26 protein-coding genes are annotated in these 26254 nt (G+C 68.5%); 8 read left to right on the top strand and 18 right to left on the bottom strand.

The annotated features are described in order from the left end of the window. The first annotated feature begins 129 nt into the window (after positions 1-129). Complete coding sequence (locus tag ACWEQQ_RS03930) at positions 130-786, top strand: GNAT family N-acetyltransferase (protein WP_452343485.1); 657 nt, start codon at positions 130-132, stop codon at positions 784-786. Here ACWEQQ_RS03930 and ACWEQQ_RS03935 read toward each other — a convergent pair. After that, positions 741-2057, bottom strand: coding sequence for a SidA/IucD/PvdA family monooxygenase (locus tag ACWEQQ_RS03935; RefSeq protein ID WP_452347033.1), 1317 nt, complete (start codon positions 2055-2057; stop codon positions 741-743). The genes ACWEQQ_RS03930 and ACWEQQ_RS03935 overlap by 46 nt on opposite strands. A 136-nt stretch (positions 2058-2193) precedes the next feature. Here ACWEQQ_RS03935 and ACWEQQ_RS03940 point away from each other — a divergent pair, with 136 nt between their 5' ends. Next, positions 2194-2658: a hypothetical protein gene (locus ACWEQQ_RS03940; RefSeq protein ID WP_452343487.1), complete on the top strand. Its 465-nt coding sequence runs from the start codon at positions 2194-2196 to the stop codon at positions 2656-2658. 79 nt (positions 2659-2737) lie between these two features. Here the strand turns inward: ACWEQQ_RS03940 and ACWEQQ_RS03945 are convergent, their stop codons facing one another. From ACWEQQ_RS03945 to ACWEQQ_RS03955, 3 genes are all read right to left on the bottom strand, one after another. After that, positions 2738-4474 carry an ABC transporter ATP-binding protein gene (locus tag ACWEQQ_RS03945; RefSeq protein ID WP_452343488.1) on the bottom strand — a complete coding sequence of 579 codons (1737 nt, stop codon included), beginning with the start codon at positions 4472-4474 and terminating at the stop codon, positions 2738-2740. Continuing rightward, positions 4471-6465, bottom strand: a complete 1995-nt coding sequence (locus ACWEQQ_RS03950) for an ABC transporter ATP-binding protein (RefSeq protein ID WP_452347034.1) — start codon at positions 6463-6465, stop codon at positions 4471-4473. Before ACWEQQ_RS03950 ends, ACWEQQ_RS03945 begins: the two co-directional genes overlap by 4 nt. Positions 6466-6559: 94 nt before the next feature. After that, a complete protein-coding gene (locus tag ACWEQQ_RS03955) occupies positions 6560-7417 on the bottom strand; it encodes a DUF4190 domain-containing protein (RefSeq protein WP_452343490.1) in 858 nt (285 codons plus the stop codon). Positions 7418-7512: 95 nt separating this feature from the next. On the opposite strand from ACWEQQ_RS03955, the gene ACWEQQ_RS03960 reads away from it, so the two are divergent. Both ACWEQQ_RS03960 and ACWEQQ_RS03965 read left to right on the top strand, forming a co-directional pair. After that, positions 7513-8481, top strand: coding sequence for an RluA family pseudouridine synthase (locus ACWEQQ_RS03960; protein ID WP_452347035.1), 969 nt, complete (start codon positions 7513-7515; stop codon positions 8479-8481). Between the two features lie 46 nt (positions 8482-8527). After that, positions 8528-9292: a CPBP family intramembrane glutamic endopeptidase gene (locus ACWEQQ_RS03965; RefSeq protein WP_452347036.1), complete on the top strand. Its 765-nt coding sequence runs from the start codon at positions 8528-8530 to the stop codon at positions 9290-9292. A 133-nt stretch (positions 9293-9425) separates the two neighbouring features. On the opposite strand, the gene ACWEQQ_RS03970 is transcribed toward ACWEQQ_RS03965, so the two are convergent. The 4 genes from ACWEQQ_RS03970 to ACWEQQ_RS03985 all read right to left on the bottom strand — a co-directional run bounded on the left by ACWEQQ_RS03970 (position 9426) and on the right by ACWEQQ_RS03985 (position 14065). Further along, entirely contained in the window at positions 9426-9836 is a 411-nt protein-coding gene (locus ACWEQQ_RS03970; protein WP_354830556.1) for a hypothetical protein, read from the bottom strand. A 211-nt stretch (positions 9837-10047) separates the two neighbouring features. Further along, the gene (locus tag ACWEQQ_RS03975) at positions 10048-12210 is read right to left on the bottom strand and encodes an MMPL family transporter (RefSeq protein WP_452343494.1); all 2163 of its coding nucleotides are present in this window, start codon (positions 12208-12210) and stop codon (positions 10048-10050) included. 35 nt (positions 12211-12245) lie between these two features. Beyond that, entirely contained in the window at positions 12246-12809 is a 564-nt protein-coding gene (locus ACWEQQ_RS03980) for an EXLDI protein (RefSeq protein WP_452343495.1), read from the bottom strand. Positions 12810-13078: 269 nt separating this feature from the next. After that, positions 13079-14065, bottom strand: a complete 987-nt coding sequence (locus ACWEQQ_RS03985) for a LysR family transcriptional regulator (RefSeq protein ID WP_452347037.1) — start codon at positions 14063-14065, stop codon at positions 13079-13081. A gap of 60 nt (positions 14066-14125) precedes the next feature. Here ACWEQQ_RS03985 and ACWEQQ_RS03990 point away from each other — a divergent pair, with 60 nt between their 5' ends. Next, positions 14126-14545 (top strand): DUF5997 family protein, encoded by a 420-nt coding sequence (locus ACWEQQ_RS03990; RefSeq protein ID WP_452343497.1) that lies wholly within the window; start codon positions 14126-14128, stop codon positions 14543-14545. A gap of 59 nt (positions 14546-14604) precedes the next feature. Here the strand turns inward: ACWEQQ_RS03990 and ACWEQQ_RS03995 are convergent, their stop codons facing one another. Continuing rightward, positions 14605-17979 (bottom strand): FAD/NAD(P)-binding protein, encoded by a 3375-nt coding sequence (locus ACWEQQ_RS03995; protein WP_452347038.1) that lies wholly within the window; start codon positions 17977-17979, stop codon positions 14605-14607. Positions 17980-18058: 79 nt separating this feature from the next. Beyond that, positions 18059-18376 (bottom strand): hypothetical protein, encoded by a 318-nt coding sequence (locus ACWEQQ_RS04000; protein ID WP_452347039.1) that lies wholly within the window; start codon positions 18374-18376, stop codon positions 18059-18061. A gap of 495 nt (positions 18377-18871) precedes the next feature. Here ACWEQQ_RS04000 and ACWEQQ_RS04005 point away from each other — a divergent pair, with 495 nt between their 5' ends. The 3 genes from ACWEQQ_RS04005 (at position 18872) to ACWEQQ_RS04015 (ending at position 22050) form a co-directional block, all read left to right on the top strand. Beyond that, positions 18872-19288, top strand: a complete 417-nt coding sequence (locus tag ACWEQQ_RS04005; RefSeq protein WP_452347040.1) for an effector-associated constant component EACC1 — start codon at positions 18872-18874, stop codon at positions 19286-19288. 5 nt (positions 19289-19293) lie between these two features. After that, on the top strand, positions 19294-21552 hold the full coding sequence (locus tag ACWEQQ_RS04010; RefSeq protein ID WP_452347041.1) for a caspase family protein: 2259 nt from the start codon (positions 19294-19296) through the stop codon (positions 21550-21552). A gap of 102 nt (positions 21553-21654) precedes the next feature. Next, positions 21655-22050, top strand: coding sequence for a VOC family protein (locus ACWEQQ_RS04015; protein WP_452347042.1), 396 nt, complete (start codon positions 21655-21657; stop codon positions 22048-22050). 66 nt (positions 22051-22116) lie between these two features. Here ACWEQQ_RS04015 and ACWEQQ_RS04020 read toward each other — a convergent pair whose 3' ends face one another. From ACWEQQ_RS04020 to rplB, 8 genes are all read right to left on the bottom strand, one after another. Beyond that, entirely contained in the window at positions 22117-22707 is a 591-nt protein-coding gene (locus tag ACWEQQ_RS04020; RefSeq protein ID WP_433564532.1) for a hypothetical protein, read from the bottom strand. 263 nt (positions 22708-22970) lie between these two features. Continuing rightward, positions 22971-23267 (bottom strand): 30S ribosomal protein S17, encoded by a 297-nt coding sequence (rpsQ, locus tag ACWEQQ_RS04025; protein ID WP_354830578.1) that lies wholly within the window; start codon positions 23265-23267, stop codon positions 22971-22973. Further along, on the bottom strand, positions 23264-23503 hold the full coding sequence (gene rpmC / locus ACWEQQ_RS04030) for a 50S ribosomal protein L29 (protein ID WP_040855205.1): 240 nt from the start codon (positions 23501-23503) through the stop codon (positions 23264-23266). Before rpmC ends, rpsQ begins: the two co-directional genes overlap by 4 nt. Continuing rightward, positions 23503-23919 (bottom strand): 50S ribosomal protein L16, encoded by a 417-nt coding sequence (gene rplP, locus ACWEQQ_RS04035; protein ID WP_040804212.1) that lies wholly within the window; start codon positions 23917-23919, stop codon positions 23503-23505. Before rplP ends, rpmC begins: the two co-directional genes overlap by 1 nt. Before the next feature lie 3 nt (positions 23920-23922). Beyond that, complete coding sequence (gene rpsC, locus ACWEQQ_RS04040; protein WP_354830580.1) at positions 23923-24729, bottom strand: 30S ribosomal protein S3; 807 nt, start codon at positions 24727-24729, stop codon at positions 23923-23925. Next, a complete protein-coding gene (gene rplV, locus ACWEQQ_RS04045; RefSeq protein ID WP_040855202.1) occupies positions 24730-25131 on the bottom strand; it encodes a 50S ribosomal protein L22 in 402 nt (133 codons plus the stop codon). Beyond that, positions 25128-25409: a 30S ribosomal protein S19 gene (gene rpsS, locus ACWEQQ_RS04050; protein WP_019931198.1), complete on the bottom strand. Its 282-nt coding sequence runs from the start codon at positions 25407-25409 to the stop codon at positions 25128-25130. Before rpsS ends, rplV begins: the two co-directional genes overlap by 4 nt. A 14-nt stretch (positions 25410-25423) precedes the next feature. Next, the gene (rplB, locus tag ACWEQQ_RS04055) at positions 25424-26254 is read right to left on the bottom strand and encodes a 50S ribosomal protein L2 (RefSeq protein WP_452343505.1); all 831 of its coding nucleotides are present in this window, start codon (positions 26252-26254) and stop codon (positions 25424-25426) included.

The following is a 26254-nucleotide window of genomic DNA, read 5'->3' on the forward strand; positions in this document are numbered from 1 at the left end:
ACCGCATTCGGCGTCGGTTCCGCTTGTCCCCCTTGCAATGTCCGGGCAACCGTAACACCACCTACTTAGTATAGGCTAGCCTTACCAAGCAGGGTGATCAAGCTAACCGACGAACGGAGCGCCACAGCGATGAACCGGACGACCTACGTCCTCGCGCGCGAACTCACGGACCTTCCCGACCACATCCGCCGCGCGCCCGCACCGGTGCTGCCCGAGTTCGCCGCACCGTTCACGCTGCGGCCGGTGGACCTCGACTCCCGCGATCCGGAGACCATCACCGAATGGATGCACCGGCCGCACCTGCTCGAGACCTGGGAACAGGCCTGGGACGCCGATCGCCGCCGCGCCGACTGCGCGGCCCAGCTCGCCGGAACCTTCTCCCGCCCGTGCATTCTCGAATACGACTTCGCCGCCCTGGACCGCCCCGACCTGGGCAACCGCGAGGTGGCCTATGTGGAGTTGTACCGCCCAGCCAAGGACGAGATCGCGCGCCTCTACGACGCCGATGCCCGCGACATGGGCTTCCACATCGCCACCGCGGACACGACGCTGCTGGGCCGCGGCGTCATGTCGGGCTGGATGCGCCTGCTGGGGCAGGCGATCCTGGCGGCCGAACCCGAATGCCGCCGGCTGCTGTGCGAACCCGATCATCGCAACACCCCCATGCGGAAGGCGTTGGAGAAGATCGGGTGGCAGCACCTGGGCGACTTCGACATCCGGCCGGATCGGCGCATCTCGCTCTACGCGCTGCCGCGCAGCGCCGCCGACCTGCCCGAGATCCGGTAGCGCGGCGCGGGATTCACCGCCGGTTGCAGGATCCGGTCCGAAAGCTCGCCCAGGCAGCTGAGATTCGGGAATCCCGGACCCTGCGCCATGGCGGCCATGTTCGGCAGGTACAGCTTGGCGTCCAGCCCGGACACCGCCAGGTCGAAGCCGATGGCCGCCTCGATGCGCGCGGTCTCCAACGGGCCGCCCACCGCCAGTTCGAGCAGATCGGTTGCGGCCGAATCGAACAGATCCAGGAACCACAGCGGTTGACCGCCGGTGGCGTCCACCACCAGATCGAAGGTGTGCACCTGATCGGCGCGCAGGTCGTTGCGCAAAGTGAGGGCGACCCGGTCGTCCTGGTCGGCGAGGTTCACCACCCGGCCCTGCAGATGGTGAACCCGGTTGTCCCCCAGCAGGCTTTCCTGCACCCGCACCGAGAACACCCCGCGATCGGTGCGCCGGATGACATCGCGGCGCTCGGCCATGCCCAGGCCCGCCCACTTGGTCGGATCGCTGTACAGCGAGTTCTCGAAATAGCTTTCACCGCGCGTGTACAGCGTCGCTTTGGGCGAGATCACCGAGACGGTGAGCATCTCGTGACGAACCAGTTCGTCCAGCGCCGAACCCGCGGTCTCGCCGCCGCCGATCACCGCCACCCGCGAGGACGGGGGCAGTTCGCGGCGGCCCGCCAGCTCCCAGAATTCGGAGATGCTGAGTACCTTCGGGTGCTCGGCCAAGGCCCGGTCGCTGCGGCCGGGTCCGGTGATCATCACCGCGTCGCAATCGATCTCGTCCAGGTGGCCGGCGGTGTCGTCGGTGCGGCCGGCAGTGTCGGCGACCGACACCAGCCAGCCGTCGGCCGCGGCGGCGATGCCGGTCACCGTGCCCTGGACCAGATCCAGGTCGATGCGCCGGGCCACCCACTGCAGGTATTTGGCCCACACGTGATGCTGCGGGCTGGGCCGGCCGCGGTCGATCCACTCGGCGTAGGTGCCGTGCTCGACCAGGAAGGCGGTCCAGCTGAAAGCCCGCATGGCGGCGTCGATCTCGCGGTTGTGGCCGCGCGCCCAGGTCGAGTGGTACGGGAAGCCGACATCCTTCTCGGGGCTGGTGCCCAGGCGGTGCCGGCCGTCGGTCCAGCCGCCGGTGGGTAGCCAGTTGCCACCGACCGTCTGCGCCTCGACCACGGTCACCCGCGGTGCGGGCAGGCCGAGTTCCCGCAGCACATGCGACTTGGCCGCTACCGCTAGGGCTTTCGGCCCCGCACCGACCGCCAGAAGTGTCTCCACCGCTTCTCCGTCCCAGTTGCTCACTGTTGTCTGCCTCGCACAACCCGCCAACCACTTTAGGTTTGCATAGCCTTACCTTATATTGCTTGGCAGCGCTTGCGAAGCGCTCGTGACGAAAACGATTGGACTGGAAACCATGCCCCGTACCTCGCGCCTCCTCGGTGCCGCCCTCGCCACCGCCGCCCTGCTCGCCGGAACCGGCGTCAGCGCCGTCACCGCCACGGCCGCACCGGCTTTCGCCCCCGTGCGCACCGCCGCCCCGAGCACCGGCGACCTGAAGGCCAAGCTGCAGACCGCCCTCAACACCGGCGCCCCGGCCGCCACCCGGGCCGCCGAGCTCGAGGCCGGCGAGGCCGGACTGCCGCTGCTGGACCAGATCGGCACCGCCATGAACGCCGCCCCGCCGAGCTTCCGCTGGACCATCCTGGGCCCGGTCACCGAGAACGGCGACACCCTCTCGGCCACCCTGCAGACGGCCGTCGACGGTTTCGATCCGTTCACCTTCCCGCTGACCTGGAAGCTCGTCGACGGCGACTGGAAGCTGTCCCGCGAGGGCGAGTGCACCGTCGCGAGCGTCGCGATGCTGCCCTGCAGCCTCTGACCCGTCGACATGACTCTGGCAATTCGAGAGTGACCACCCCGAACGGCCCCGGACTCGCGCGGAATCCGGGGCCGTCCGGCTACGCGGGTACCGGCGCCAGACGCCAGCCGGAGGCACGGGTGCGCTCGGTCCAGAAGGCGGCGTAGCGGCCGCCGAGCGCGAGCAGCTCGGCGTGCGTACCGCGCTCGACGATGCGACCACCGTCCATGAACAGGATCTGATCGGCGTGCGCGATGGTCGCGAGACGATGCGCCACCACGAGAACGGTTCTGTCACGGGTGAGTTCGTGCACACCGCGCACCACCGCCGCCTCGTTGTGCGGGTCGAGGGCGCTCGTGGCCTCGTCCAGCAGCACGATCGGAGCAGCTTTGACCAGGGCGCGGGCAATCGAAACACGCTGGCGCTCACCACCGGACAGCGCGGAGCCACCCTCACCGACCGCGGTCTGCCAGCCGTCGGGCAGCCGGTCGGCGATCTCGTCCACCCGTGCGACCCGGGCGGCCGCGAGGACCTCGGCCTCGGTCGCGTCCGGACGGCCCGCCCGGATGTTCTCCAGCACAGAGCGATCGAAGAGGTAGACGTTCTGGAAGACCAGCGCCAGCCGGCTCAGCAGGGTCGCCGCGGGCTGCTCGCGCACATCGTGGCCGCCGACCAGGACACGACCGGAATCGGTGTCGTGGAAGCGGGCGGCCAGGCGCAGCAGCGTGGATTTGCCCGCGCCGCTGGGACCCACGATGGCGGTCGTGGTGCCGGGCACCGCGGTGAACGAGATGTCCTGCAGCACTGTCTCGTCCGGGCCGTAGCCGAAGCTGACCCGGTCGAACTCCACCTGCGGGGCGCCCGGCGGCACCGGTGAATCCGGCTGCGGCAGTGCCGGTTCCGCCAGCAGCGCGCTCACCCGATCGGCCGCCGCGGCGGCGGAGCGCAGCGCGCCACCCAGCTGCGCGGCCTGGGTCAGCGGCTCGATGAAACGGGAGCTCACCGCGATCAGGGCGATCGCCGCGGCGGCGGAGAGCGCGCCGTCGGTGGCCCGGCCCACCACCAGGTAGACCAGTACCAGGAAGACGGCCTGCACCACCAGCGAGAAGACGATCAGGCCGGGCACCGCGGCGATCAGCAGGCCATTGGCGGCCCGGCGCTGGCGGGCCAATGCCGCGTCCAGCGCGCGATTACCCGCGCCGACCGCGCCCAGCGAACGCAGCACCGGTTGCGCCTGCGCGAATTCCAGCACCCGGACGTTCGCCTCGGCGGCGGCCTCGTGCATGCGCTCATCGGCGGCGACATAGGAGCGGTTGGCCCACACATTCACCACGAACAGCACCGGGGCCGTCACCAGCATGGCCAGCGAAATACGCCAGTCGACGACCAGCATGCCCACCGCCACACCGAGCGGAACCAGCACGCCGGTCAGCATTTTCGCCAGCAGGTAGGCGATCAGGCCCTGCACCTCGCGGACGTTCTCGACCATCACCCGCGACAGCTCCCCCGCGTGCCGGTCGTCGAACCAGCCCAGCGGCAGGGCATTCAGGTGATCACCGAGCCGGGTCTGCAAACCGTGCTGCATGCCCACGCCGACGCGCAGGCCCAGCACCGACTGCAGGTAACCGAACACCACGACCCCGGCCACGGCCAGCGCCAGCCACAGCGTCCACCACCAGGCCCGGCCCAGATCCCGGTCGAACAGCGCCTGCAGGACCGGCACCAGCAACACGTAGGCGGCGGCCTGCGACAGCGCCTGGGCCACGATGGCCAGCAGCAGTCGCGGTGTCAGCCGCGCGAATTCACCCGGCACCAGGCCGAGCACCCTGCGGATCATCGATTGCCCTCCTCAGCAGCGGCGGACAGGCCGGCCTTCGTCCCGGCCCGGCCATCCCCGAGATCGCTTGCCACCGTGTCGGTTCCGTCCGACCGTGCGCCCGAAGCCCGGTCGACACTCCCGGCGGCGCGGTCGGCGCCGGCAACGGCCTCCAGGGCCGCCTCATTGAGTTCCCAGAGCCGCTGGTAGAGGCCGCCGGCGGTGTGCAGGCTGGCGTGGTCACCCTGTTCGACCAGGGTTCCGTTCTCCAGCACCAGGATTCGGTCCACGCCGGTGATGGTGTGCAGCCGGTGCGCGATGACCAGCACGGTGCGACCGGCCACCAGTTCGGCCAGCGCGTCCTGCACCGCTGCCTCGGATTCGGGGTCGGCGAAGGCGGTGGCCTCGTCCAGCACCAGGATCGGGGTGTCGGCCAGCAGGGTGCGGGCGATCGAAAGTCGTTGCGCCTCACCACCGGACAGCACAGCGTCCACCCCGATCTCGGAGTCGTAGCCGCGCGGCAGCGCCAGGATGCGGTCGTGGATGCGGGCCGCGCGGGCCGCGCGCTCCAGGGCCGCGGCATCGGCGCCGGGGCGGGCCAGGCGCAGATTGTCGGCGATGGTGCCACGGATCAGGCGGACGTCCTGGAAGACGAATCCGACCGTGCGATAGAGCTCTTCGCTCGGGAAGTCGCGAATATCGCGGCCACCGAGGGTGATCCGGCCCGCACCCACGTCGTAGAAGCGCGGCAGCAGCTTGGCCAGCGTCGACTTGCCGGAACCGCTGGGGCCCACCAGAGCGGTCATGGTGCCGGGCGCCAGCTCGAGGTCGAGGTCGCGCAGCACCTGATGGTCGGCGCGGTAGCCGAAACTCACACCCTCGAAACGGATCAGCCCGGCGGGAGCCTGCCGCGGTGCGGAATCGCCCGTGCCGGACGCCAATTCGGCGGTCTGCAGCAGATCGTGCAGCCGCAGCGCCGCGTCACCGGCCGTGCGCAGCGCCTGGGTGCCGTAGCCCAGACCCAGCAGCGAACTGCCCAGCCCGAGCCCGACCAGCAGGAACGGCAGCACATCCAGCGGCTCGATCCACTCGAGGCCCACGCCCGCGAGCCCGGCCACCACGACCAGCAGCATGACGAACACCGGCGAGACCACCGTGTCCGAGATCGACTGCACCGTCATCACCGGCAGTTTCAGCCGCCGCAGCCGCTCGGTCTGCTCCTCGACGGCGGCCCGGAACTCGCTGTGCGCCCTGCCCGCTCGCCCGAAGGCCCGCACCACCTGGATGCCGTCCACGAATTCGACGGTCGCGGCACGGGTGCGCTGCTCGGCGGCGTTGTAGGCCAGCAGGCGTTCGCGGCCGGGCTCGTCCAGCATCGCGCGCATGCACAGCGCGTAGACGACCAGCGGCAGCAGCAGGATCAGCGTCAGCCGCCAGTCCACGGTCGCCAGGTAGACCAGGGTGACCAGCGGGACCGTCACCGAACCGATGAAGTCCAGCCGCGCATGCGCCACCAGATAGTGCAGCGCCTCGACATCGTCCTGGAGGTACTTCTTCACCTCGGTGGAGGTGCGGGCGCCGAACCAGCCCAGCGGCACCCGGGTCAGCTTGTCGGCCAGCAGCCGGCGCAGGGTCAGCTGGTAGCGGGCGTCCACGGCGTGCGACCAGGTCAGCGCGACCGCCTGCAGCACCGCTCGGGCCACCAGCACCAGCACCGCGATCAACAGCAGCCGCCACACCCGGCCGGTGTCGGGCGTATCCCGCAGCAGCTCACGGCAGGCCGAGACGATCAGCAGGAACGGCAGCACCGAGCACACCGCGGCCACCGCCACGATCAGCCCGGCCACCGTGAGCGGCCCGCGCACCGGGGCGAGAATCTCCTTGCGCGCGGCGGCCTCTCGCCGCCGGCGCGCCTTCACCTCCGCTTTCGCATCGGGCCCGCCCGTGTCGGCTGCCGCCGGGCCCGGATCGATGGCGTGCGCCTCGACCGCGGGCGGTGACTCGACCGTCATCAGTCCGCCTCCCACCTTCCTCGGTCCGGCGCTCCCACGAACACCGGCGAGAAGATAGGTTAGGCTAACTTTTGCTGAACGACCATACCGTCGGTCAGCGCGGCACCTTTCCGGTCAGCTTCTTGCCGCTCGCGTCGTGGACCATGCACGTCGCGCGGCCATTGAGCTTGTTCCACTGGGTCTCGTTCGCCGGGTAGAGAATGAAGGTCTCCAGCTGGTCGTACATCGAGCTCTTGCTCAGCTGTTTGTCGATCTCGTCCAGGCAGGCGTCATTGGCCTGCTGGAACGAGGCATCCAGCGAACCCGGCCAGGAACCGGTCAGATGCACCTGGGCGATCACCTCGGCATCGTGCGCGGAATCGCAGGGCAGCACCGTCACCTTGCGAATGTGGTTGTTCTCCTCGACGGTCTGCAGGCAGTCACCGACCTTCACCTCGTCGACCGAGATGGAGGTGGGCGAATCCGGCAGGGCCGAGGTACGGGTCGTATTGTCCTGTGACGCAGAGGTATCCGGGCTGTTCACCGCGCCGACGGCGAGCAGGATCACGACGATCAGGGCCCACACGCCGGAGGCGGCCAGGCCGACGATGGCCAGCCCCTTGCCGCTCTGATTGCGCTGCTTGATCTGGGTCAGCGCGATGATGCCGAACGGGACGGCGAGCAGACACGCGCCGAGCAGACCGAGGATCAGCGTGGCGATGGCCAGGCCATTGGTGCCCTGCGGAGGCGCCGGCGCCATCGGATAGCCCGGCGGCATCGGCTGATACCCGGGCGGGTAGCCGGGCTGACCACCCTGGCTGTAATCCCACTGACCCGGCTGGCCGTAGGCGGGCTGGGCGTATCCCGGCTGCGGCTGGCCGTAGTCCGGTTGCGGGGGTTGTGGAACCTGGCCGTAGTCCGGCTGACCGGGCTGGCCCGGGTACCCTTGCGGCTGTTGGTCGTTCGGGTACACGAGACCCCCCGATCACTCGTTTCGACCCGGACATTCCGGGCGTTGGCCAACCGTACCCCCTGGTCCGGACAAACTCGGGGACTAGGGTTTGGCGAGTGAGACGCAGGCAGCAACCACCGCTACCCAAGCGGCACGGGCTGGACCCGGCCCGGTTGCGGCTACCCGAGGACGGCCACTGGACGACCATTCGCGACCACCTCGTGGAGCGATTGCCGCGGGTGCGCCCCGAACGCATCGACGAACTGCTGTCCACCGGCGGCATCGTGGATCTGGACGGCCCGATCACCCTCGACACGCCCTACGCGCCCGGCGGCGCGGTGTGGTTCCACCGCGATCTGCCGGACGAGACCGAGGTTCCGTTCCCCATCGGCATCGTCTACCGCGACGACGACATCCTCGTCGCGGACAAGCCGCACTTCCTCTCGACCATCCCGCGCGGGCAGCACATTCTGCAGACCGCCCTGGTGAAACTGCGCCGCGACCTGGACCTGCCCGATCTGGTGCCCGCGCACCGGCTCGACCGGGTCACCGCCGGGCTGGTGCTGTTCATCGTGAATCCGGCGGTGCGCGGGGCGTATCAGACCATGTTCCACAAGCGGCTGGTGCACAAGGAATACGAGGCCGTCGCGCGCTTCGATCCGGAGCTCGCGCTGCCGCGCACGATCATCAGCCGGATCGTCAAGGAGCGGCAGGTACTGCGCGCCTACGAGACCGCGGGCGAACCGAATGCGGAGACCCTCGTCGAATTGACCGAGCAGCGGGACGGATTGGGGCGCTACCGGCTCCGGCCGCGGACCGGGCGGACGCATCAGATCCGGCTGCACATGAACAGCCTCGGGGTCCCGATCCTCGGTGACGACTTCTATCCCGAACTCACCGACAAACCGGTCGACGACTACACCCGGCCACTGCAACTGCTGGCCTCGGCACTGGAGTTCATCGATCCGATCACCCGGGAGCCGCGCCGCTTCGACACCGCGCGCACGCTGCAGGCCTGGGACGATCACGAGGGCTGGGCGAGCGGACGGGCGCCGGCGGCCGGGTATTCCGCACAGCGGGATTAACCACAATCGAAGGCCGTTCCAAGAATCCACTCGTAGACTGGCCGGGATGTCGCGAAACGATAACGGCGCGGTCGCGGTGCTCCCTGACCCGCCCCCGCTGCCCGGCCACAAGCTGCACGCCTACCTGGATGTGGCCGTCGTCGTTGTGGTCCTGATCTGCACGAATCTCATCGCGCACTTCACCAACCGGTGGGCCAGCATCTTCACGGTGCCGATTGCCGCACTGGTGCTGGTCGCCCTGGTGCGCCGCCGCGGGCTGGGCTGGGAGGACCTCGGCCTGTCGCCGCGACAGTGGCGGCGCGGGTCGCTGTGGGCGCTGGCGGCGGTGGGCGTGGTGCTCGCGGCCGTCGCCATCGGCGCGGCACTGCCGATCACCCGGCCCTTCTTCCTCAATGACCGCTACGCCGCGGTCTCGGGCGCGCTCATCGCGTCCATGATCGTGATCCCGCTGCAGACCGCGATCCCGGAGGAGCTCGCCTTCCGCGGCGTGCTGCACGGCACCCTGGACCGGGTGGCCGGGGCGCGCGGGGTGTTCGCGGCGGGATCAATGCTGTTCGGGCTCTGGCACATTGCCTCGTCGCTGGGATTGACCAGCGGGAACAAGGGACTGACCGGATTCCTCGGCGGCGGCCCGGCCGGACAGCTGCTCGGCATCGGGCTCGCGGTCCTCGCGACCGCCGGGGCGGGCGTGGTCTTCACCTGGCTGCGGCGCCGCAGCGGCAGCCTGCTCGCGCCCATCGCACTGCACTGGGCGGTGAACGGCGCGGGCGCGCTGGCCGCGGCCGTGGTCTGGCACGTGACCGTGCACTGACCGCGGCCGGGCGCGCGAACGGAGAGGGGGCCGGCTGACCTGGGAACAGAGGATTATGGTCAGCCGGCCCGGGGACGGTTCGGCGGGTCGGGCCCATACCGAACCGAGTCTTTTACGAGCTCGGGAAGCTCTGCTACGAGCCCAGGAAACCCAGCGGGCCCGCGCCGCAGGTGGCGCTGCCGGTCAGGGTGGGCTCGAGGACGTTCACCTTCAGCTCCCAGGCCGAACCCTGCAGGGTCGACAGGGTGTGGGTGCCCGCGCTGTGCGGGGTCCACTGAATGGTGGCCTGCCCGTTGCTCGGGGTGATCGGGCTGCCCGAGATGATCGCGCCATTGTCGTAGAACCAGGCCTGGATCCAGCTGTCATAGGTCGCGGTGATCTGGTACACGCAACCCATATAGATATTGCGGGCGTTCACCGACAGGCCGGTGGGTACGGCCGAGGCGGTGGAGGCGGTCAGGCCCACGGAACAGGCCATCGCAGCGACGGCGGTGAGGCCGACGCCGGCCCGCCGGGCGATGCGCTTGCTCAGGGACACTGTCATGTCTTCAACTCCTTGGTGCCAACCCGCTTCGATGCGGTCCGGCGAACTGTATCGGTTGTCCAGTTCATTGCGTGGCACTTTTGAGAAAATACTGAAACACGTTTCTGTCAGACGCGGTCCCATGCAGGTCAGCGGCATGATCGCAGCAACGAGATCGGCCCGCCTCCCCGGAGGAGAAGCGGGCCGAACCGTTCGGAGCAAACTCTGATCGTCAGCGGCGAGCGTCGCTCACCACATCGGACGGCGTCCATTCCGTATCCCACTGCGGCTGCTGTTCCGCATCACCGCCGTGGCCCGGCCACCAGGCGCGGCGGCCGATCAGCGCGGTCACCGCGGGGGTGAAGAACATGGCCATGACGAACGCGGCGATGGCGATACCGACCGAGATGGCGAAGCCCATCTGCGACAGGGTGTCGTTGCCCGCCAGCATCATCGAGGCGAAGGTGCCCGCCAGGATGACACCGGCCGCCGCCACCGTCGGGCCGGTGTGGCGCAGGGCCAGGGCGGCCGCGCGGTGCGGGTCGTTGCCCTCCCGCGCCTCCTCCCGCAACCGGGCGACCATGAGGATGTTGTAGTCCGTCCCGAGGGCGACCACGAACAGGTACATGATCAGCGGCAGCGTGAAGATCAGACCCGAATCCCCCTGCAGATGCTGGAAGACCAGCACCGCCGAACCCAGCGTCGCGGCGAAGCCGAGGAACACCGACGCCATCAGGTACCAGGGCGCCACCACGCTGCGCAGCAGCAGGGCCAGCACGATCATGATCAGGATGGCCGCCACCGGGAACACCACCGTGTAGTCCCGGTTCATGGCGTGCTGGAAGTCGACGAACACCGAGGTCATGCCGCCCACCACCGCCGAGGTGCCGACCGGGGCCGCCGCATGCGCGGCATCCCGGAGCGGACCCTTCACGGTCTTCAGGGCCGCATCGGATTCCGGCTTGTCGGACAGCGTCACCTGATATTCGGCGACCGTCTTGTCGGCCGACAGTGCCGGCTGCGGACCCACCTCGCCCACACCGTGGACGCCGCGCAGTGCCGCGCCGAAGGCGTTCAGCTCGTCGGCGCTCAGCGCGCCGTGCTCACTGCGCAGATACACCTGCGAGGGCTGGGTGCTGCCCGCGGGCATGCCCTTGAGCAATTCCTTGCCGTAGACCACGGATTCGGAGCTGCCCGAGGTCGAACCCGAGCTCAGGTCGAAGGTCGGATTGAAGCCGAAGGCGAAGACGCCCAGGGCGATCAGGACACCACCGGACGCCACGGCGAACAGACCCGGCCGCTTGCCCAGCGCGCCGCCCACGGCCGCGAACCGCGCACCCGTCGGCTCCACCTGCCAGGCCTTCGAGGGCCAGAAAACCTTGGTGCCCAACAGGGAGACGATCGCGGGGATGAGCGTGAGCCCGGCCAGCAGCGCCACCGCGACCGCGATGGCCAGGGCGATACCCATGGACCGGAACATGCCCAGGGTGGACAGCGTCAGCGCGCCGAAGGCGATGATCACCGCCGCGGCCGCCGAGGTGATGGCCTCACCGACCCGGGTGACCGCGCTGACCACAGCCGTCTTGGCGTCCTCACCGGCGCGCAGGCGCTCCCGGAAGCGGAACATCAGGAAGAGGATGTAGTCGGTACCGACGCCGAAGAGCACCACGACCAGCAGCGACTGCACCGAGCTGTCGATCTTGAGGTCGAAGGTGTTGCTGGCGATCGCGATCAGACCGCTGGCCAGCGGTGACACCGCGATGAAGATGACCAGGATGGGCAGCAGCGCGATGATCGGGCTGCGGAAGATGAGCAGCAGCAACACCAGGATCAGCACCACGGTCGACACACCGATGATGATCAGGCCCTTGGTACTGGAATCCTGCTGATCCAGGGTCTGGGCGGCGGTGCCGGTGATGCCGGCCTTCAGGTCGGTGCCGTTCACCTGTTCCTTCAGCGCGTCCCGGAGGGACTTCACCGCGTCGGACTGGTGGGTGTCATTGGCGCTGGTGACCTTGGTCATCTGCACCGCGACCACCTCGATCGACCGGTTCTCCGCGGGGGGCACCGCTTGGATTCCGGTGACATCCTTGATGTTCCGCTCCGACAGCTTGGTCGCGGCGGCGGCCACCGCGGTCGAGTCGGCATCGGTCATCGGGGCTCCGTCGGAGCGTTCGAAGACGATGAGCGCAGCGGGGGTATTGCTGCTGGGAAATGCCTGCTGCTGCAACTTCGCTGCCTGGATGGATTCGTAATGCGAAGGCAGGAAGTCGGATTGGTCGGTGGTGGCGGTGAGCTTCGGCGCGGTGGCGACGACCGCGACAATGGCGATCAGCCACGCGGCGATCACCAGCCACGGGAATCGGACGACGAAGCGTCCCAAGCGGGAGAACATGCGGGAGAAGTCCTTTCCGGGTTCGGCCGCGTTATTCAGATGTCGAGGACCTGCGAGGAGGGGTTCTCCACCACGTCGGCGACGATGCGATAGACCTTCGCCGGAATGCGGTCGCGCAGTTCCGCGAGCGAGTCCACGATCTCCAATGTGAAGTCGCCATAGCCATCCTCACCCAGGCCGAGGAGTTCGCGCCAGTTCTTAAATCCCTTGGCCCAGTTCGTGAATACCGCAAGGTCCGACTGGTCGGAACTGTTTCGGGCGGTGCGGAACTCCTCCTTCCGCTCGCGCGCGGCGTTCTTGGAGGCCTGGGCGAAATCCGACCACTCGACATAATGCCGGTGAACGACCAGCTTGCCCTTGCGGCTCAGGAAGACCTGCACGGACTCGCTGCCCTCCTTGGTCACGTGCTGGGCCTCGGCCAGCAGCCGGCCGACGAAGCGCTGGGTGCGGCCACCGCCGGGGCCGACGCGCAGCGTGATCTCGCGCATGCCCTCGGGCAGCGGGTCCGGCACCAGCTCGGTGCCGGTCGCGGCCGGGGCCTCCGGCGCCGGGGCGTCCTGCGGGTCGGCGTCGTTGGACTTGTCCATATCGAGGGCCATGGGGTGCTCCAAATCATCAGTGAATGCGCATATGGGCATGCGTGTACATCACGGCCCTGTGGGTCGATACCCGCTGCGCCGCTGCACTTCTCAGGGTTCCGGACGGTCATTCCCCGTCTTCAGCCACTATAAGTAGACGTATACGTATAGCGCAACCCTGACTCGACCCTGAACTTTCTCCAGATGCTTCCCCGAGCATCCGGACACGAAAGGGCCCGCCTCCCGAACGGGAGGCGGGCCCTCGTGGGTCGTCCACGCGGAGCTGCTCGCTAGCGCCCGCGCCGCTTGCCCGGCTTCTTCGCACCGCCCTGCTTCGACTTCGCGGCGGTCTGCGGCTTCTTCCCCCCGGCCTGACTGCGCGCCCCGCCCGCCCTGGCCGCACCCGTCCGCTTCGGCGAATTCTGTGGCCCCGCAGCCTTGTCCGGCTGCTGACCGGACGGCGAACGGGAACTGCGCTGGGAGCGGCCGCGCACCACGCCCACGAACTCCTCCACCAGCTCGGTGGTGCGGTCGGCGGGCCAGGCCAGCACGATCTCGGTCTCGGGCACATCGGTGACGGTCCGGTAGACCAGGTCCTTGCGGTGGTGCAGGCGGGCGATCGAGTGCGGCACGATGGCCGCCCCGCTCACCGCGGCCACCAGCTCCATGGTCATGGCGGCGTCGTCCAGGTCGGCGGCGTCCTGCATGCGCTCATCGGCCAGATCGGCCGTGGCGACCTGATCGAACAGGGCGATCGGATGATCCTTGGGGACGACCACGACCGGGACCTCACGGTAGAGCGGAATCGCGCTCACCCCATCGCGATCGATGGGCAGCCGCACGAAACACATGTCGACCGCGTCCGTGCGCAGGGCCTGCTCCTGCTCCTTCATCGGGATCGGCGTCAGCTCCAGCGCGACCTCGGGGAACCGCTCGCGCCAGATGCGCTCCCATTTGGTGACGGTCACGCCCGGGACGAAGCCGACCCGCAGGCGGTCCGCCGCGGCCGGCGCCGGCGCCCGCTCCGCGGCCGCGGCGGCCGCGATGAGGGCGCGGGCCTCGTCCAGCAGCACCCGCCCGTCCTCGCTCAGCTGGGTGGGCTGCGCGCCCGGTACGAACAGTCTGGTTTCGAGCTCTTCCTCCAGCTCGATGACCGTCCCGCTCAAGCGCTGCCGCGAAATACCGAGGCCACGCGCCGCCCGGGCGAAATGCAATTCCTCGGCAACCGCGACGAACCAGCGCAGGCGCGTCAGATCGATGGACTCCAACCGGCTCATGGCGTCCACGGTATTGCACCGGCCAGCAGGTTCACCCCACCCGCCCGATACCCTTGATCGGTGAGCCCGGACAAGAACCCCCAGACCATGAAGCCGCTCACCGCGGCGAACAAACTCGGCATCTACCTCCCGGCAACCCCCGCGGAGTTCCGGAACTCACCCGTCACCCGCGCTCAGCTCGAGGAACTGCGCACCGATCCCCCGCAGTGGCTGCTCGAGCTGCGGGCCAACGGCCCCTTCCCGCGCGATGTGGTGGCCCGCAAGCTGGGCATCTCCAACTCCGGTCTGGCCCGCGCCGGCGTCGCCGACGCCCTCACCGCGGACGAGATCGCGGCCCTGCTCGCCGACCCGCCCGAATGGCTGCTCCGGGAACGGGAGAATCTGGTCGCCGTCCGCAAGGAAGCCGACCGCGTCAAGGAGAAGGAGGCCGCCCGCCGCGCCGCCTCCAACCGCCCGCCCAAGAACCGCTTCGGCAACTGAACGCGACGCCCCGGCCCGGTCATCCGCGCTGAACTCCCTTCCGCCACCGCCGAATCGGATCAGATCCGGCGCAGTACCCGGTCGACCAGGTCGGGGGCCGCGCCGAGATAGTTCTCGGGGCGGAGGAGTTCGGCCAGTTCGGGTTTGGTCAGATGCAGGGCGATATCGGGGCATTCGGCGAGGATGTCGGCCAGCGGCCGGGTCGTGGTCCGGGCCTCGAAAGAGGCCGCCTGCAGGGCCTTCTTGGCGATCGGCTTGCCGAGCAAGGGGGCCAGGCGGATCGAGAGGCGCTCGGCGACGATCTGCCCCTCGGTGAGCGAGAGGTTCTCGGTCATGCGATCGGCATCGGCCATCAGGCCCGCGGCGAGTTCGACCGCGGTGTGGGCGGCGCCGCCGACCAGGAGCAAGCATTCGCGCAGCGGCTGCCATTCGGCGTGCCAGGCGCCGGCGGGACGCTCGTCCTCGGCCAGCAGCGCGCCGAACAGCGTCGAGGCCAGCGCGGGGACCTGCAGCGCCGCCGCGCGAATCATGGTGCTCAGCACCGGGTTTCGCTTCTGCGGCATGGCCGAGGATTCGCCGCGGCCCGGGGCGGCGGGCTCGAGCAGTTCGGCGGTCTCGTCGCGGGACTGGGAGATCACGTCCACGGCCAGCTTGCCCAGGGTGCCGGAGGTCAGGGCCAGCGCCGCGGCCAGATCGGCGATCGGCGTGCGCACGGTGTGCCAGGGGGTGGCGCTCACGGTGAGAGAGAGTTCCGCGGCGAACTCGCGGGTGAGGCGCTCCATGATCTCGCCGGCGGGCGCCTGCGACAGTTCCGACTCCGCGCAGCGCGCGCATTCGATATAGGACGCCAAAGTGCCCGCCGCGCCGCCCAATTGGACCGGCAGCGTGCCGCGCACGCGGTCCAGGCGTTCGCGGGCGTCGAGCAGGCCCTGCATCCACACCGCCACCTTCGCGCCGAAGGTCGTCGGCACCGCGTGCATGGCGAGGGTGCGGCCGGCGATCGGGGTGGTGCGGTGGCGGCGGGCCAGCTCGGCCAGGGAGCCGACGATGGTGTCCAGGTCCGCGATCAGCACGGCCAGCACCCGGGCGGCGATCACCATGGTCGCGGTATCGAGAATGTCCTGGCTGGTTGAGCCGTAGTGCACGTAGTTCGCACTCACCGGATCCACGTCCGCCACCGCGTCGTGCAGGCGCTCCACGAAGGTCACCACCGGATTCGCGGCGCCGCGCGAGGCCCGCGCGATCTCGCGGGCGTCGAACGCGTGCTCGCGCACCGCCACCGCCAGATGATCGGTGACGATGTCGGGCACCATGCCCAGGCGGGCCTCGGCGCGCGCCAGCGCCAGCTCCACCTCCAGCATGGCCTCGATCCAGGCGTCGTCGCTCAGCAGGGACTCCACCGGCGTGCCCACCCCGACGGGTGCCAGCAGACCACATTCCAGCGCCATGTCATCGTGCCTTTCACTGTCGTGCCGGAGTTCGAAATGCCGCTGCACCCCAAGCTGATTCGGCGGGATCGCCGGGCCCTCGTACCGGTGGGCGGTGAGGATCTCGCGGGCGATGGCATCGCCGTCGGCCAGCGTCACCGAATTGACCCCGGGGCGCGCGCCCGCCGCCGTCACCCAGCGCACCGCCTCGGTCGGCACTCCGAAGGCGTAGCGGCGCGGGTGGATTCGCCCGAACGTGTCCACCGGATGGAACGAACCCGGCGCGAGCGCCAGGCCGCCGGTGCGGTAGCGGCTGCCGTCCGGAGAGGCGATGACGTAGCCGCGCACCTCCTCGCGATGCAACAGGTTGCGCAGCAACGGATCCGCGGTGCGATGCAGGTCCGGTGCGGGCATCCAGGCATCGATGAGAGTCTGTGCCGACGCCACCGAATCACCCACCAGGGGTGAATCGGCGACGAAGCACTCGTGCCCGGTGTCCGCCCGGACCCGCATGCCGGGACCGGCGACTCGCACCACACCCGCGCGAATCAGTGCCGCCAGTTCCGAAATCCGGTGCGCCGGTGGTCCGATGGAGAGGAAGGCGTTCATCGGTGTGTACCAGCGATCCAGGTCGTCGCGGTAGGAGGAGCCCGCGATGCCGCCGTGGTCGACGACCAGCCGGACCTCATTGCGGAGGTCGCGCAGGACATCCAGCGCCGCCTTCACCGGGCCGTGCACATTGCCCAGGCGCGCCTGCCGCACATCGGCGTCGAGGTAGGCCAGCAGCCAGGCGTGGAAATCCCCGGGATCGGTGAAGCAGCGGCCGCCGGTGGGGTCGGCGAGTGCGCTCCAGTCCCAGCGGTCATGCGGGGGCACGCCGAAGCGGTTCAGCAGTTCCCCGGCGTCCTCGGCGGTCGGGGCGATCAGGTAGCGGTCGCGGAAGGAGGCCAGGCGGTGCGGGCTCACCCGGTCCGCGATCAGGCGGGTGTAGTAGACCGATTCGACCTCGCGCGCGATATGCGGCCAGACGTCGCGGCGGAAGGAGACGTCGCCGAATTTCCGTGCGCGGTGGCGTAATCGGGCGATGCGGTCGGCGTTGAGCAGCAACGGCTCGTAGCGGCCGGCCACCCCCTTCTGGTGCTCGCCGCGCGCGTGATGCGGGATGCCGCGGCGGCAGCCGGTGACGATGAGCGGCTCCCGGCCCGAGGCGACGTACTCCAGCCCGGCCTCGGACTCCTTGAACCGGCCGCCGCGGCCCGCCGTCAGCAGGGCGAGGTAGTCGAAGAAGGTCAGGCCCAGGCCGCGGATGATGACCGGGTCGCCCTCGGGAATGCGGTCCAGATCCACATCGGCGGCATTGCCGGGCGGAATGTAGGTGAGGCCCAGGCGATCCGCGGTGTCGGCGAGCGAACCGGACGTGCCGGGCGGCGCTTCGGCCAGGTGGCCCTGGGTGAGCACCACCGCGTGCAATCCGCGCAGGCGTTCGCCGGTATCGAGTTCCAGCTCCTGGAATCCGCCGGGGCCGTCGCGCATATCCACCACGGTTGCCACGATTTCGCTCACCCGCACCCAATCGGCGTATCTGTCGCGGGTGCGCTCGAAGGCCCAGCGCAGGTAATGGCCGTAGAAGGCCCGTGGTGGATAGCTCTCCGGGGAAATCCGCAGGGCCGCACCGTAAGCATCGCCGGGCAGGCTCGCGAAATTGCCGATCTTCGCCAGAAAGTTCGACCATTCGTAGAGGCTGGGGCCGCGTTCCACCGGGCCCGCCATCTCGACGGTGTCGTCGGTGAATATGGTGACCTGCTCGGCGACCGTGTTCATGAGCAGGTGCGCGGGCTGGTCGGTGCGCCAGACCGCGCCGGTACCGACCCGTGTCGAATCGATGAGCACCAGTTCGACGCCGGCCGAGATGCCTAACTGCCGAGCGTTGGCGCAAATGCGTTCGAAAACATTCAGACCCCGCGGTCCCACTCCAACTATGGCGATCCGTAAAACATTGTCGAGCATGCAAACTCACCGATCGCGCTCGATTAGCCGTGACCGAATCCGGGCACGTCGGCGAGGTTAGCGCGGCGCGGACAAGCGCTCAAGAATGGACGGTACGGTACGCCTGGTTCGTCTGAAATGTCGAAAGCTGCTGTGCGGCACGGCGCTCCAGCGCCTCCGACAGGCAGGCCCGCAGCAGCGCCGAAACCGCCAGCGCGGCACCGACCCAGTTCGATGCCGGGTAACCGAATCCGGCCGCGATCACCAGCCCGCCCAGCCACGCCGAGATGGCATTGCCCAGGTTGAACGCACCCAAGGCGGCCAGTTCGTGCCGCAGGTGCACGCCCTCCGGCCTGGGCAGGTCCGGCACCAGTTTGGCCACGCCCAGCAGCCCGGCCACGCCCAGCGCGGCGACCACCGTGACGTGCTGCGCCAGCCGACGGTCGGGCCCACCAGGGTGCCCAGCGGCACGCCCACCACATTGGCGACGGTGAGGCCGGTGAACATCAGGGCCATGGCCCCGGGCCCTCACCGCGGTCTCCCGCAATCCAGAACTGGCACCGCTCGTCCACACCCTCGAATCGCTCCGCACAACAGCCTGATTCTCAGGACCGACCCGCGGCGCGGAGCCCTGCTATAGCTGTCCGCAAGTAGTCGGCTACCTACAACACGCAGCGAAGGGTCGACTCGTGGGTTGTCGATCTTGTTGTGCCACAACGGACTCGGCGCGCCGCGGCGGCGATGACCGGCTCCATCCCACTGCGGATGATGGCATGGCGCGAGCCGCATTGCCCGTTTTGCCAGGTTCGGGTAGTCGCGTACGCGTGAGACGCCGGATACCAGCGATGAGAATCGGTCTTGTCGATTCGCATCCTGGTCGGCGTCGGCCGCCCAGGCGGGAAAGAGGCTTCCGATGGGTATCGCGCAGAACGACCACCGCGGCGTGACAGTTCGAGTATCGATGGCCGCCACGGAGATCGACGACGAGCGCTTGGACCGGCAGACCCGGATGCTGCGGGCGGAGCTGGCCGCGCTGGACGGCGTCGAATCGGCGGCGCTGGCGCGGGACAGCGCCGGAACGGCGCCGGGTACGAAGGTGGCCGACCCCATCACGATCGGCGCGATCGTGCTGGCGCTGAGTGCTTCCGGCGGGGTGTTCACCACCCTGATCGAGACGGTGCGGGACTGGCTGGGCCGCCACCCGGGCACCCACCGGGTGACGGTCACCATCGACGGCGAGAGCATCGAGCTCGAGGCCGCGAGCGGCGACCAGCAGCGCGCACTGGTCGACGCCTATATTCGCCGCCACGGCGGCGTCGTGGCGGGGTGACGGCAATGACCGGCCGATTCGCCCTGGTAGTGGCGACCTACACGTTCCACGATCCCGGATTGCGGCAGTTGACCGCACCCGCGCACGATGCCGAGGCACTCGCCGAGGTGCTGGCCGACCCCACGATCGGCGGGTTCGAGGTCACCACCTTGATCAACCAGCCGCACCACGTGGTCGGCGCGGCGATCGGCGATTTCTTCTCGGACCGGCGGCGCGATGATCTGACGCTGCTGTACTTCAGCGGGCACGGACTCAAGGACGACGCCGGCAAGCTCTACCTCGCAATGACCGACACCCGCCCGCTCAACCCCCTGTTCACCTCGGTCCCGGCCGATCAGATCGACTACGCCATGACCGGATGCGACTCCAACCATCAGGTGCTGATCCTGGACTGCTGCTACAGCGGCGCCTTCCCCGTCGGCACCATCGCCAAGGCCGACGACCAGGTCCATGCCCTGGAAACCTTCAGCGGCCGCGGCCGGACCGTGCTCACCGCCTCCGACGCCACCCAGTTCGCCTTCGAGGGCAACACTCCGCACGGACAGGCGACGCAGTCGGTGTTCACCCGGCACCTCGTCGCCGGTCTGCGCGACGGCGGCGCCGACCTCGACCAGGACGGCGACATCACCGTCGACGAGCTCTACAGCTACGTACACGACCATGTCGTCGCCGAACGCCCCCGCCAGCGACCCAAGAAGCAAGACAATATCGAAGGCCGCACCCTCCTGGCCCGCAACCGCAATTGGCAAGTACCGCAACATATTCGAACCGCACTCGAGAGCCCGGCCGTCCGCGATCGGCGCAACGCGCTCGATGACCTGGACCAGCTGCACCGCACCGGCGGCGCCATTGTCCGGTCCCGCGTCCGCGACGCCATCACCCGACTCCTGGACGACGACAGCCGCGCCATCGCCGCCGCGGCCGCCCACTGGCTCGACGCCAACCCCACCGGCACGGCAACGCCGCCGGCCGATGACGCCACCGACACAGCCATGGAGCCCGATCCCCACCCGGTCGGCGAGAACGTCCCGACAATGTCGCCGGTGCGCGGCACCGACGCCGCGCAACACGAAGACGCGCCGACCATCGCCCAGGTGTTCAGTGAACCCGAGCCGCTTCTCTCACCGGAACACCGGACAATCGAACGCGGCGACGGCCGGGGCCGGCGCAGACTCCGCGACCGGAAATGGGCCATATCCCGGAAATGGGCCATACCGATGACAGCCGCCGCCGTGACGATCGCTTGCGCTGTCGCCGTGGGTGGCTGGCACGTCGCCCGTACCGGCGTAGCCGGGCACCCCATCGCCGACGAAACAGCACTTCGAGGGGCCGACATCGACCTGCTCGAGCTGATCAACTCGAACGGCAGTCACCGCAGCAACTGCTACCACTCCGACCCCGACCCGGGCCAGATCGCCCATATTGTCTGTGAAACCACCAAGGCAGCGGGCGCGCCCTTTTCGCAGTTCTACCGATTCTCCAGCGTCGACAAACTCACCGACTTCTTCCAGACCATCGGCCGGACATTGCACACCGGCAACTGCCCGGGCGACCCGCCAGGACCAGACGCACCCGTCTTCGACAATCTGCACAAACTGGTAGGGCGCAAGACCTGCGGCCTCGACGCTTCGGTCAGCCCCGCCGCGTCAGTGCTGACCGTGACCGACGAACCCGACCTCGCGATCGCCAGTTTCGCCTACCTGCCCACCGACTGGACATCACCTCTCGCTGAAGAACTACGCGACTACGACGCGGCGCGGGGCTACCGACAGTTCCTGGCGCCGGACGTGGCGAACGACCCGGACGTATTCACCGCCGCCGACAGAAACCTACTGTCGCTTCTCGGACCAGACTTCACCCCCACGAACTGCCGACACACAGACCCATCACAACCCGCGAATGCGGAAATCGACTGTGACACACCGGTGAACTACCCCACAGCAGGGTTCTTGAGCTATCCCACCGCCGACACAGCGAGAATGATCTACCAAACAATTATCAACGTGCACTCGGGGCACGCCTGTGGCGGTCGGCCGGGACAGGACAGCATCTGGACCCGAAACAATCAACCGATCGGCCGGTTTACCTGTTATCCGTTCCCCGGCGATCCGCTCCACCCCGACGACCACCAGCCCTGCCTGCTGGCGGCCCTCGACGGCCACCCCGTCGTAGGCGTGTACTGCGCCAAGGCCGCGGGAGCACCCCCGACCGCGATCACCACCGAGCCAGACCTGCTCGCCTGGTTCCAGAAAGAGGCCGGCTAATACCGCAACGGAACTCGGGACTCCTTCGAGTCGGTATCTGCAGCGGCGGTACTGCGACCAATTCGGGACGCCCGCAACAAGTTCCGGACGTAGGTTCGGGGCATGCCTCTAGGACATCTCGGGATCAATGTCAGCGATCTGGCGGGTGCGCGGAAGTACTACGACGAACTGATGCCGCTGCTGGACTATGCACCGCTGCTGGCCGACGACACCCAGTTCGCCTACTGGCCCGCGGCCCGGAAGACCGGCACCTACGTGTTCTTCTACCCGGCGACGGCGGGCGAGTATTCGCGGGCGCTGCCGGGACTTCAGCACCTGGCGTTCCTGGTGCCCACGCGCGCGGCGGTACGACGGGTGCACGAGTGGGCGGCCGGGCGCGGGGACGAAATCCTGCACGCGCCACAGGAATTCCCGCAGTACCCGCCGCCCTATTACGCGACGTTCTGGACCGGCTTCGACGGGATCATGCTGGAGGCGGTCTGCCACAAGGACGCGTGACGACTCTGGAAACGCGAAGACCCGCTCCGGGGGAAGCGGGCCTTCGAGTTCCGGCTCGACCGCGCGTCAGCAGTAGTAGCAGACGCCGTTGGCGGGGAGTTCGGTGAAGCAGGAGTTGCAGACCGCCTTGCGGGCCTCGGGCTCCGGCTTCGGGGTGGAGACCGGACCGGCCGGAGTGACCCGGCGGGGCGCGCCGCCATTGCGCGGGATCAGAGGCGGGATACCGCCGTCGGAGGGGATGTCCGCGCCGTAGGCCGCGTAGCACTGCCAGCGGGCGTAGGCGGCATGGACCTCCAGGTCGGCCGGGACGGGCAGGTGCGCCAGCTCCAGCACGTACTTGTAGCTGTCGCTGACCTTGTGGTTCTGCTTGACGCACAAGGCCGTCAGCGGCGGCTCGCCGGCATTGTGGCAGCGGCGGGCGACCTTGCGCAGGATGGCGTCCATCCAGGTGCGGGTGGGGGCGTCGGTACGGATGCCCGACATCTCCTGCGCCCGCTCGGCCAGCTCATTGATGGTCACGAAATGGCCGTAGCCGGAGGCGCATTCGGCCAGCACCTCGTGGGCGGCCAGAGCCCAGGCCACCGCCGCATCGCGGAATGTCACCGCGGTCCGGTCGTCGATCCGCCAAGCCCCGGAAGTTGTTGCAGCATCCCTCATAGCCAGACAAAACTAGCGCCTCACCGGGGCGACACGCCAATTCCGTTCGGATATACCGGGTTTCGGTTTGATCACACTCGAGCGCAGGCACGCATAGAACCTATCGACCCACAGAAAAACAACCACACATATGCGACGTACTCCTCGAACCACGTGTCCCCAAGGGCAGCCGAGTCCACCCACACCCACAAAACACATTGGCCCGCTTCCCTTTCGGGAAGCGGGCCAATGTTCTATGACTTGTTCAAAGTCATGGAGCAGGCTTACTTGGCCTTCTCCAGGACCTCGACCAGACGCCACCGCTTGGTGGCGGACAGCGGACGGGTCTCCATCAGCTGCACGCGGTCGCCGACACCGGCGATCTCGTTCTCGTCGTGGGCCTTCACCTTCGAGGTGGTGCGGATGATCTTGCCGTAAAGCTTGTGCTTCACGCGATCTTCCAGCTCGACCACGATGGTCTTGGTCATCTTGTCGGAGACGACGTAGCCGATGCGCACCTTGCGCTGGCCCCGCTCCTCCTGCTTGGCCGGCGTCTTGGCCGGGCCCTTGGCGTCACTCATGCCGCGTCTCCCTTGCCTTCAGGACCGGAGGCCAGGCCGAGCTCGCGCTCACGCATGACCGTGTAGATGCGCGCGATCTCGTGGCGGACCACACGCAGGCGCCGGTTGTTCTGCAACTGGCCGGTCGCCATCTGGAAGCGCAGGTTGAACAGCTCTTCCTTGGATTCGCGCAGTTTCGCGACGAGCGCGTCATTGTCGAGCTCGCGGAGCTCTGCGGCCGGATTGGCAGTAGCCATCAGAACTGCTCCTCTCGGGTCACGATCCTGCACTTCATCGGGAGCTTGTGCATCGCGCGGCGCAGGGCCTCGCGAGCGGTCTCCTCGTTCGGGTAAGAAAGCTCGAACATGACCCGACCGGGCTTCACGTTCGCGATCCACCACTCCGGCGAACCCTTACCGGAACCCATTCGGGTTTCGGCCGGCTTCTTGGTGAGCGGGCGGTCCGGGTAGATGTTGATCCAGACCTTGCCGCCACGCTTGATGTGGCGGGTCATCGCGATACGAGCGGACTCGATCTGACGGTTGGTCACGTAGGCGGGCTCCAGAGCCTGGATGCCGAACTCGCCGAACGAAACCGCGGTGCCGCCCTTGGCCATACCGGAGCGCTTCGGGTGGTGCTGCTTACGGTGCTTGACCTTGCGGGGCATCAACATAGGTCAGCCCTCCTGGTTCTCTGCCGGAGCCTCCGCGACAGCAGTCGCGGCACGCCCGGCCTCAGTGCTGGTCGCGGTGGTGCCCTGGGCTCCGCTGCGACGGGGACGGCTCGGACGCTCGCGACGCGGGCGGTCGTCACGCTCGCGGCCGGACGGGGCCACCGCGGTGACCTCACGCTTGCCGCCGACGATGTCGCCCTTGTAGATCCAGACCTTCACGCCGATGCGGCCGAAGGTGGTCTTCGCCTCGTACAGGCCGTAGTCGATGTCGGCGCGCAGCGTGTGCAGCGGCACCCGACCCTCACGGTAGAACTCCGAGCGCGACATTTCCGCGCCGCCGAGACGGCCGGAGCACTGCACACGGATGCCCTTGACGTTCGGCGAACGCATGGCCGACTGGATGGCCTTGCGCATCGCGCGACGGAACGCCACACGGTTCGAGAGCTGCTCGGCCACACCCTGGGCAACCAGCTGCGCATCCGACTCGGGGTTCTTGACCTCGAGGATGTTCAGCTGAACCTGCTTCTTGGTGAGCTTCTCCAGCTCGGCGCGAATGCGGTCGGCCTCGGCGCCACGACGGCCGATCACGATGCCCGGGCGCGCGGTGTGGATGTCCACACGCACGCGGTCACGAGTGCGCTCGATCTCGACCTTCGAGATGCCGGCCCGCTCCATGCCGGTGGCGAGGAGCTTGCGGATCGCGACGTCTTCCTTCACGTAGTCCGCGTACTGCTTGTCCGCGTACCAACGCGACTTCCAGTCGGTGGTGATACCGAGGCGGAAGCCATGGGGATTGATCTTCTGTCCCATTTACTTTGCCCCTCCCTTCCGGCGGCTACGAGTGGCAGCGCCGGCGGTGGGCACGCTCTCGACCTCGATGGTGATGTGGCTGGTGCGCTTGCGGATCCGGAACGCGCGGCCCTGGGCACGCGGCTGGAAACGCTTCATGGTCGCGCCCTCGTCGACGTACGCGGTCGAGATGACCAGCGTGGCCGGGTTCAGGCCGAGGTTGTTCTCCGCGTTGGCGGCGGCCGAGGCCACCACCTTGGCGACCGGCTCGCTCGCGGCCTGCGGCGCGAACTTCAGGATGTTCAGCGCATCCTCGACACGGCGGCCACGGACCAGGTCCACGACTCGGCGGGCCTTCATCGGCGTCACGCGAACGTGCTTGGCGGTCGCGCGCGCGGTCGGGTTCTGAGTTTCAGTGCTCATCGCCGCTTGCTCTTCCGATCTTCCTTGACGTGGCTCTTGAACGTGCGGGTCGGCGCGAATTCACCGAGCTTGTGTCCAACCATGTTCTCGGACACGAACACCGGCACGTGCTTGCGGCCGTCGTGGACCGAGAACGTGTGGCCGATGAAATCCGGGATGATGGTGGAACGACGCGACCAGGTCTTGATGACCTGCTTCGTGCCCTTCTCGTTCTGGACGTCCACCTTCTTGAGGAGGTGTTCGTCGACGAACGGGCCCTTCTTCAGGCTGCGTGGCATGTCTAACCTCCTCCTTAACGCTTCTTGCCGCGGCGGCGGACGATGAGCTTGTCGCTGGGACGGTTGGGCTTACGGGTGCGGCCCTCGGGCTTACCCCACGGGGAGACCGGGTGGCGACCACCGGAGGTCTTACCCTCACCACCACCGTGCGGGTGGTCGACCGGGTTCATGACCACACCACGGACGGTCGGGCGAACGCCCTTCCACCGCATACGGCCGGCCTTACCCCAGTTGATGTTCGACTGCTCGGCGTTGCCGACCTCGCCGATGGTGGCGCGGCAGCGCACGTCGACGCGACGGATCTCACCGGAGGGCATACGCAGGACGGCGTAGGCGCCTTCCTTACCCAGCAGCTGGATGGACATGCCCGCGGCACGAGCCAGCTTGGCGCCGCCGCCCGGACGCAGCTCCACCGCGTGGACGGTGGTACCGGTCGGGATGGAGCGCAGCGGCAGGTTGTTGCCCGGCTTGATGTCCGCGCCGGCGCCCGACTCGATCTTCGTGCCCTGGGCGATGCCCTTGGGCGCGATGATGTAGCGCTTCTCGCCGTCGGCGAAGTGCAGCAGCGCGATGTTGGCGGTGCGGTTGGGGTCGTACTCGATGTGCGCGACCTTGGCCGGGATGCCGTCCTTGTCCAGTCGACGGAAGTCGATCAGACGGTAGGCGCGCTTGTGGCCGCCACCCTTGTGACGAGTGGTGATGCGGCCCTGCGCGTTACGGCCACCGGTCTTGGTGAGCGGACGCAGCAGCGACTTCTCGGGGGTCGCGCGGGTGATCTCGGCGAAGTCCGAGACCGAGGCACCGCGGCGGCCCGGGGTTGTCGGCTTGTACTTACGGATTGCCAT

Source organism: Nocardia sp. NPDC004123 (genome assembly GCF_053603795.1).

Bases quoted from the DNA above. Each gene is read 5' to 3' on its own strand.
- ACWEQQ_RS03930 (WP_452343485.1), top strand. From the start codon at position 130: ATGAACCGGACGACCTACGTCCTCGCGCGCGAACTCACGGACCTTCCC.
- ACWEQQ_RS03940 (WP_452343487.1), top strand. From the start codon at position 2,194: ATGCCCCGTACCTCGCGCCTCCTCGGTGCCGCCCTCGCCACCGCCGCC.
- ACWEQQ_RS03945 (WP_452343488.1), bottom strand. From the start codon at position 4,474: ATGATCCGCAGGGTGCTCGGCCTGGTGCCGGGTGAATTCGCGCGGCTG.
- ACWEQQ_RS03950 (WP_452347034.1), bottom strand. From the start codon at position 6,465: ATGACGGTCGAGTCACCGCCCGCGGTCGAGGCGCACGCCATCGATCCG.
- ACWEQQ_RS03965 (WP_452347036.1), top strand. From the start codon at position 8,528: ATGTCGCGAAACGATAACGGCGCGGTCGCGGTGCTCCCTGACCCGCCC.
- ACWEQQ_RS03970 (WP_354830556.1), bottom strand. From the start codon at position 9,836: ATGACAGTGTCCCTGAGCAAGCGCATCGCCCGGCGGGCCGGCGTCGGC.
- ACWEQQ_RS03975 (WP_452343494.1), bottom strand. From the start codon at position 12,210: ATGTTCTCCCGCTTGGGACGCTTCGTCGTCCGATTCCCGTGGCTGGTG.
- ACWEQQ_RS03980 (WP_452343495.1), bottom strand. From the start codon at position 12,809: ATGGCCCTCGATATGGACAAGTCCAACGACGCCGACCCGCAGGACGCC.
- ACWEQQ_RS03985 (WP_452347037.1), bottom strand. From the start codon at position 14,065: ATGAGCCGGTTGGAGTCCATCGATCTGACGCGCCTGCGCTGGTTCGTC.
- ACWEQQ_RS03995 (WP_452347038.1), bottom strand. From the start codon at position 17,979: ATGCTCGACAATGTTTTACGGATCGCCATAGTTGGAGTGGGACCGCGG.
- ACWEQQ_RS04005 (WP_452347040.1), top strand. From the start codon at position 18,872: ATGGGTATCGCGCAGAACGACCACCGCGGCGTGACAGTTCGAGTATCG.
- ACWEQQ_RS04010 (WP_452347041.1), top strand. From the start codon at position 19,294: ATGACCGGCCGATTCGCCCTGGTAGTGGCGACCTACACGTTCCACGAT.
- ACWEQQ_RS04015 (WP_452347042.1), top strand. From the start codon at position 21,655: ATGCCTCTAGGACATCTCGGGATCAATGTCAGCGATCTGGCGGGTGCG.
- ACWEQQ_RS04020 (WP_433564532.1), bottom strand. From the start codon at position 22,707: ATGAGGGATGCTGCAACAACTTCCGGGGCTTGGCGGATCGACGACCGG.
- rpsQ (WP_354830578.1), bottom strand. From the start codon at position 23,267: ATGAGTGACGCCAAGGGCCCGGCCAAGACGCCGGCCAAGCAGGAGGAG.
- rpmC (WP_040855205.1), bottom strand. From the start codon at position 23,503: ATGGCTACTGCCAATCCGGCCGCAGAGCTCCGCGAGCTCGACAATGAC.
- rplP (WP_040804212.1), bottom strand. From the start codon at position 23,919: ATGTTGATGCCCCGCAAGGTCAAGCACCGTAAGCAGCACCACCCGAAG.
- rpsC (WP_354830580.1), bottom strand. From the start codon at position 24,729: ATGGGACAGAAGATCAATCCCCATGGCTTCCGCCTCGGTATCACCACC.
- rplV (WP_040855202.1), bottom strand. From the start codon at position 25,131: ATGAGCACTGAAACTCAGAACCCGACCGCGCGCGCGACCGCCAAGCAC.
- rpsS (WP_019931198.1), bottom strand. From the start codon at position 25,409: ATGCCACGCAGCCTGAAGAAGGGCCCGTTCGTCGACGAACACCTCCTC.
- rplB (WP_452343505.1), bottom strand. From the start codon at position 26,254: ATGGCAATCCGTAAGTACAAGCCGACAACCCCGGGCCGCCGCGGTGCC.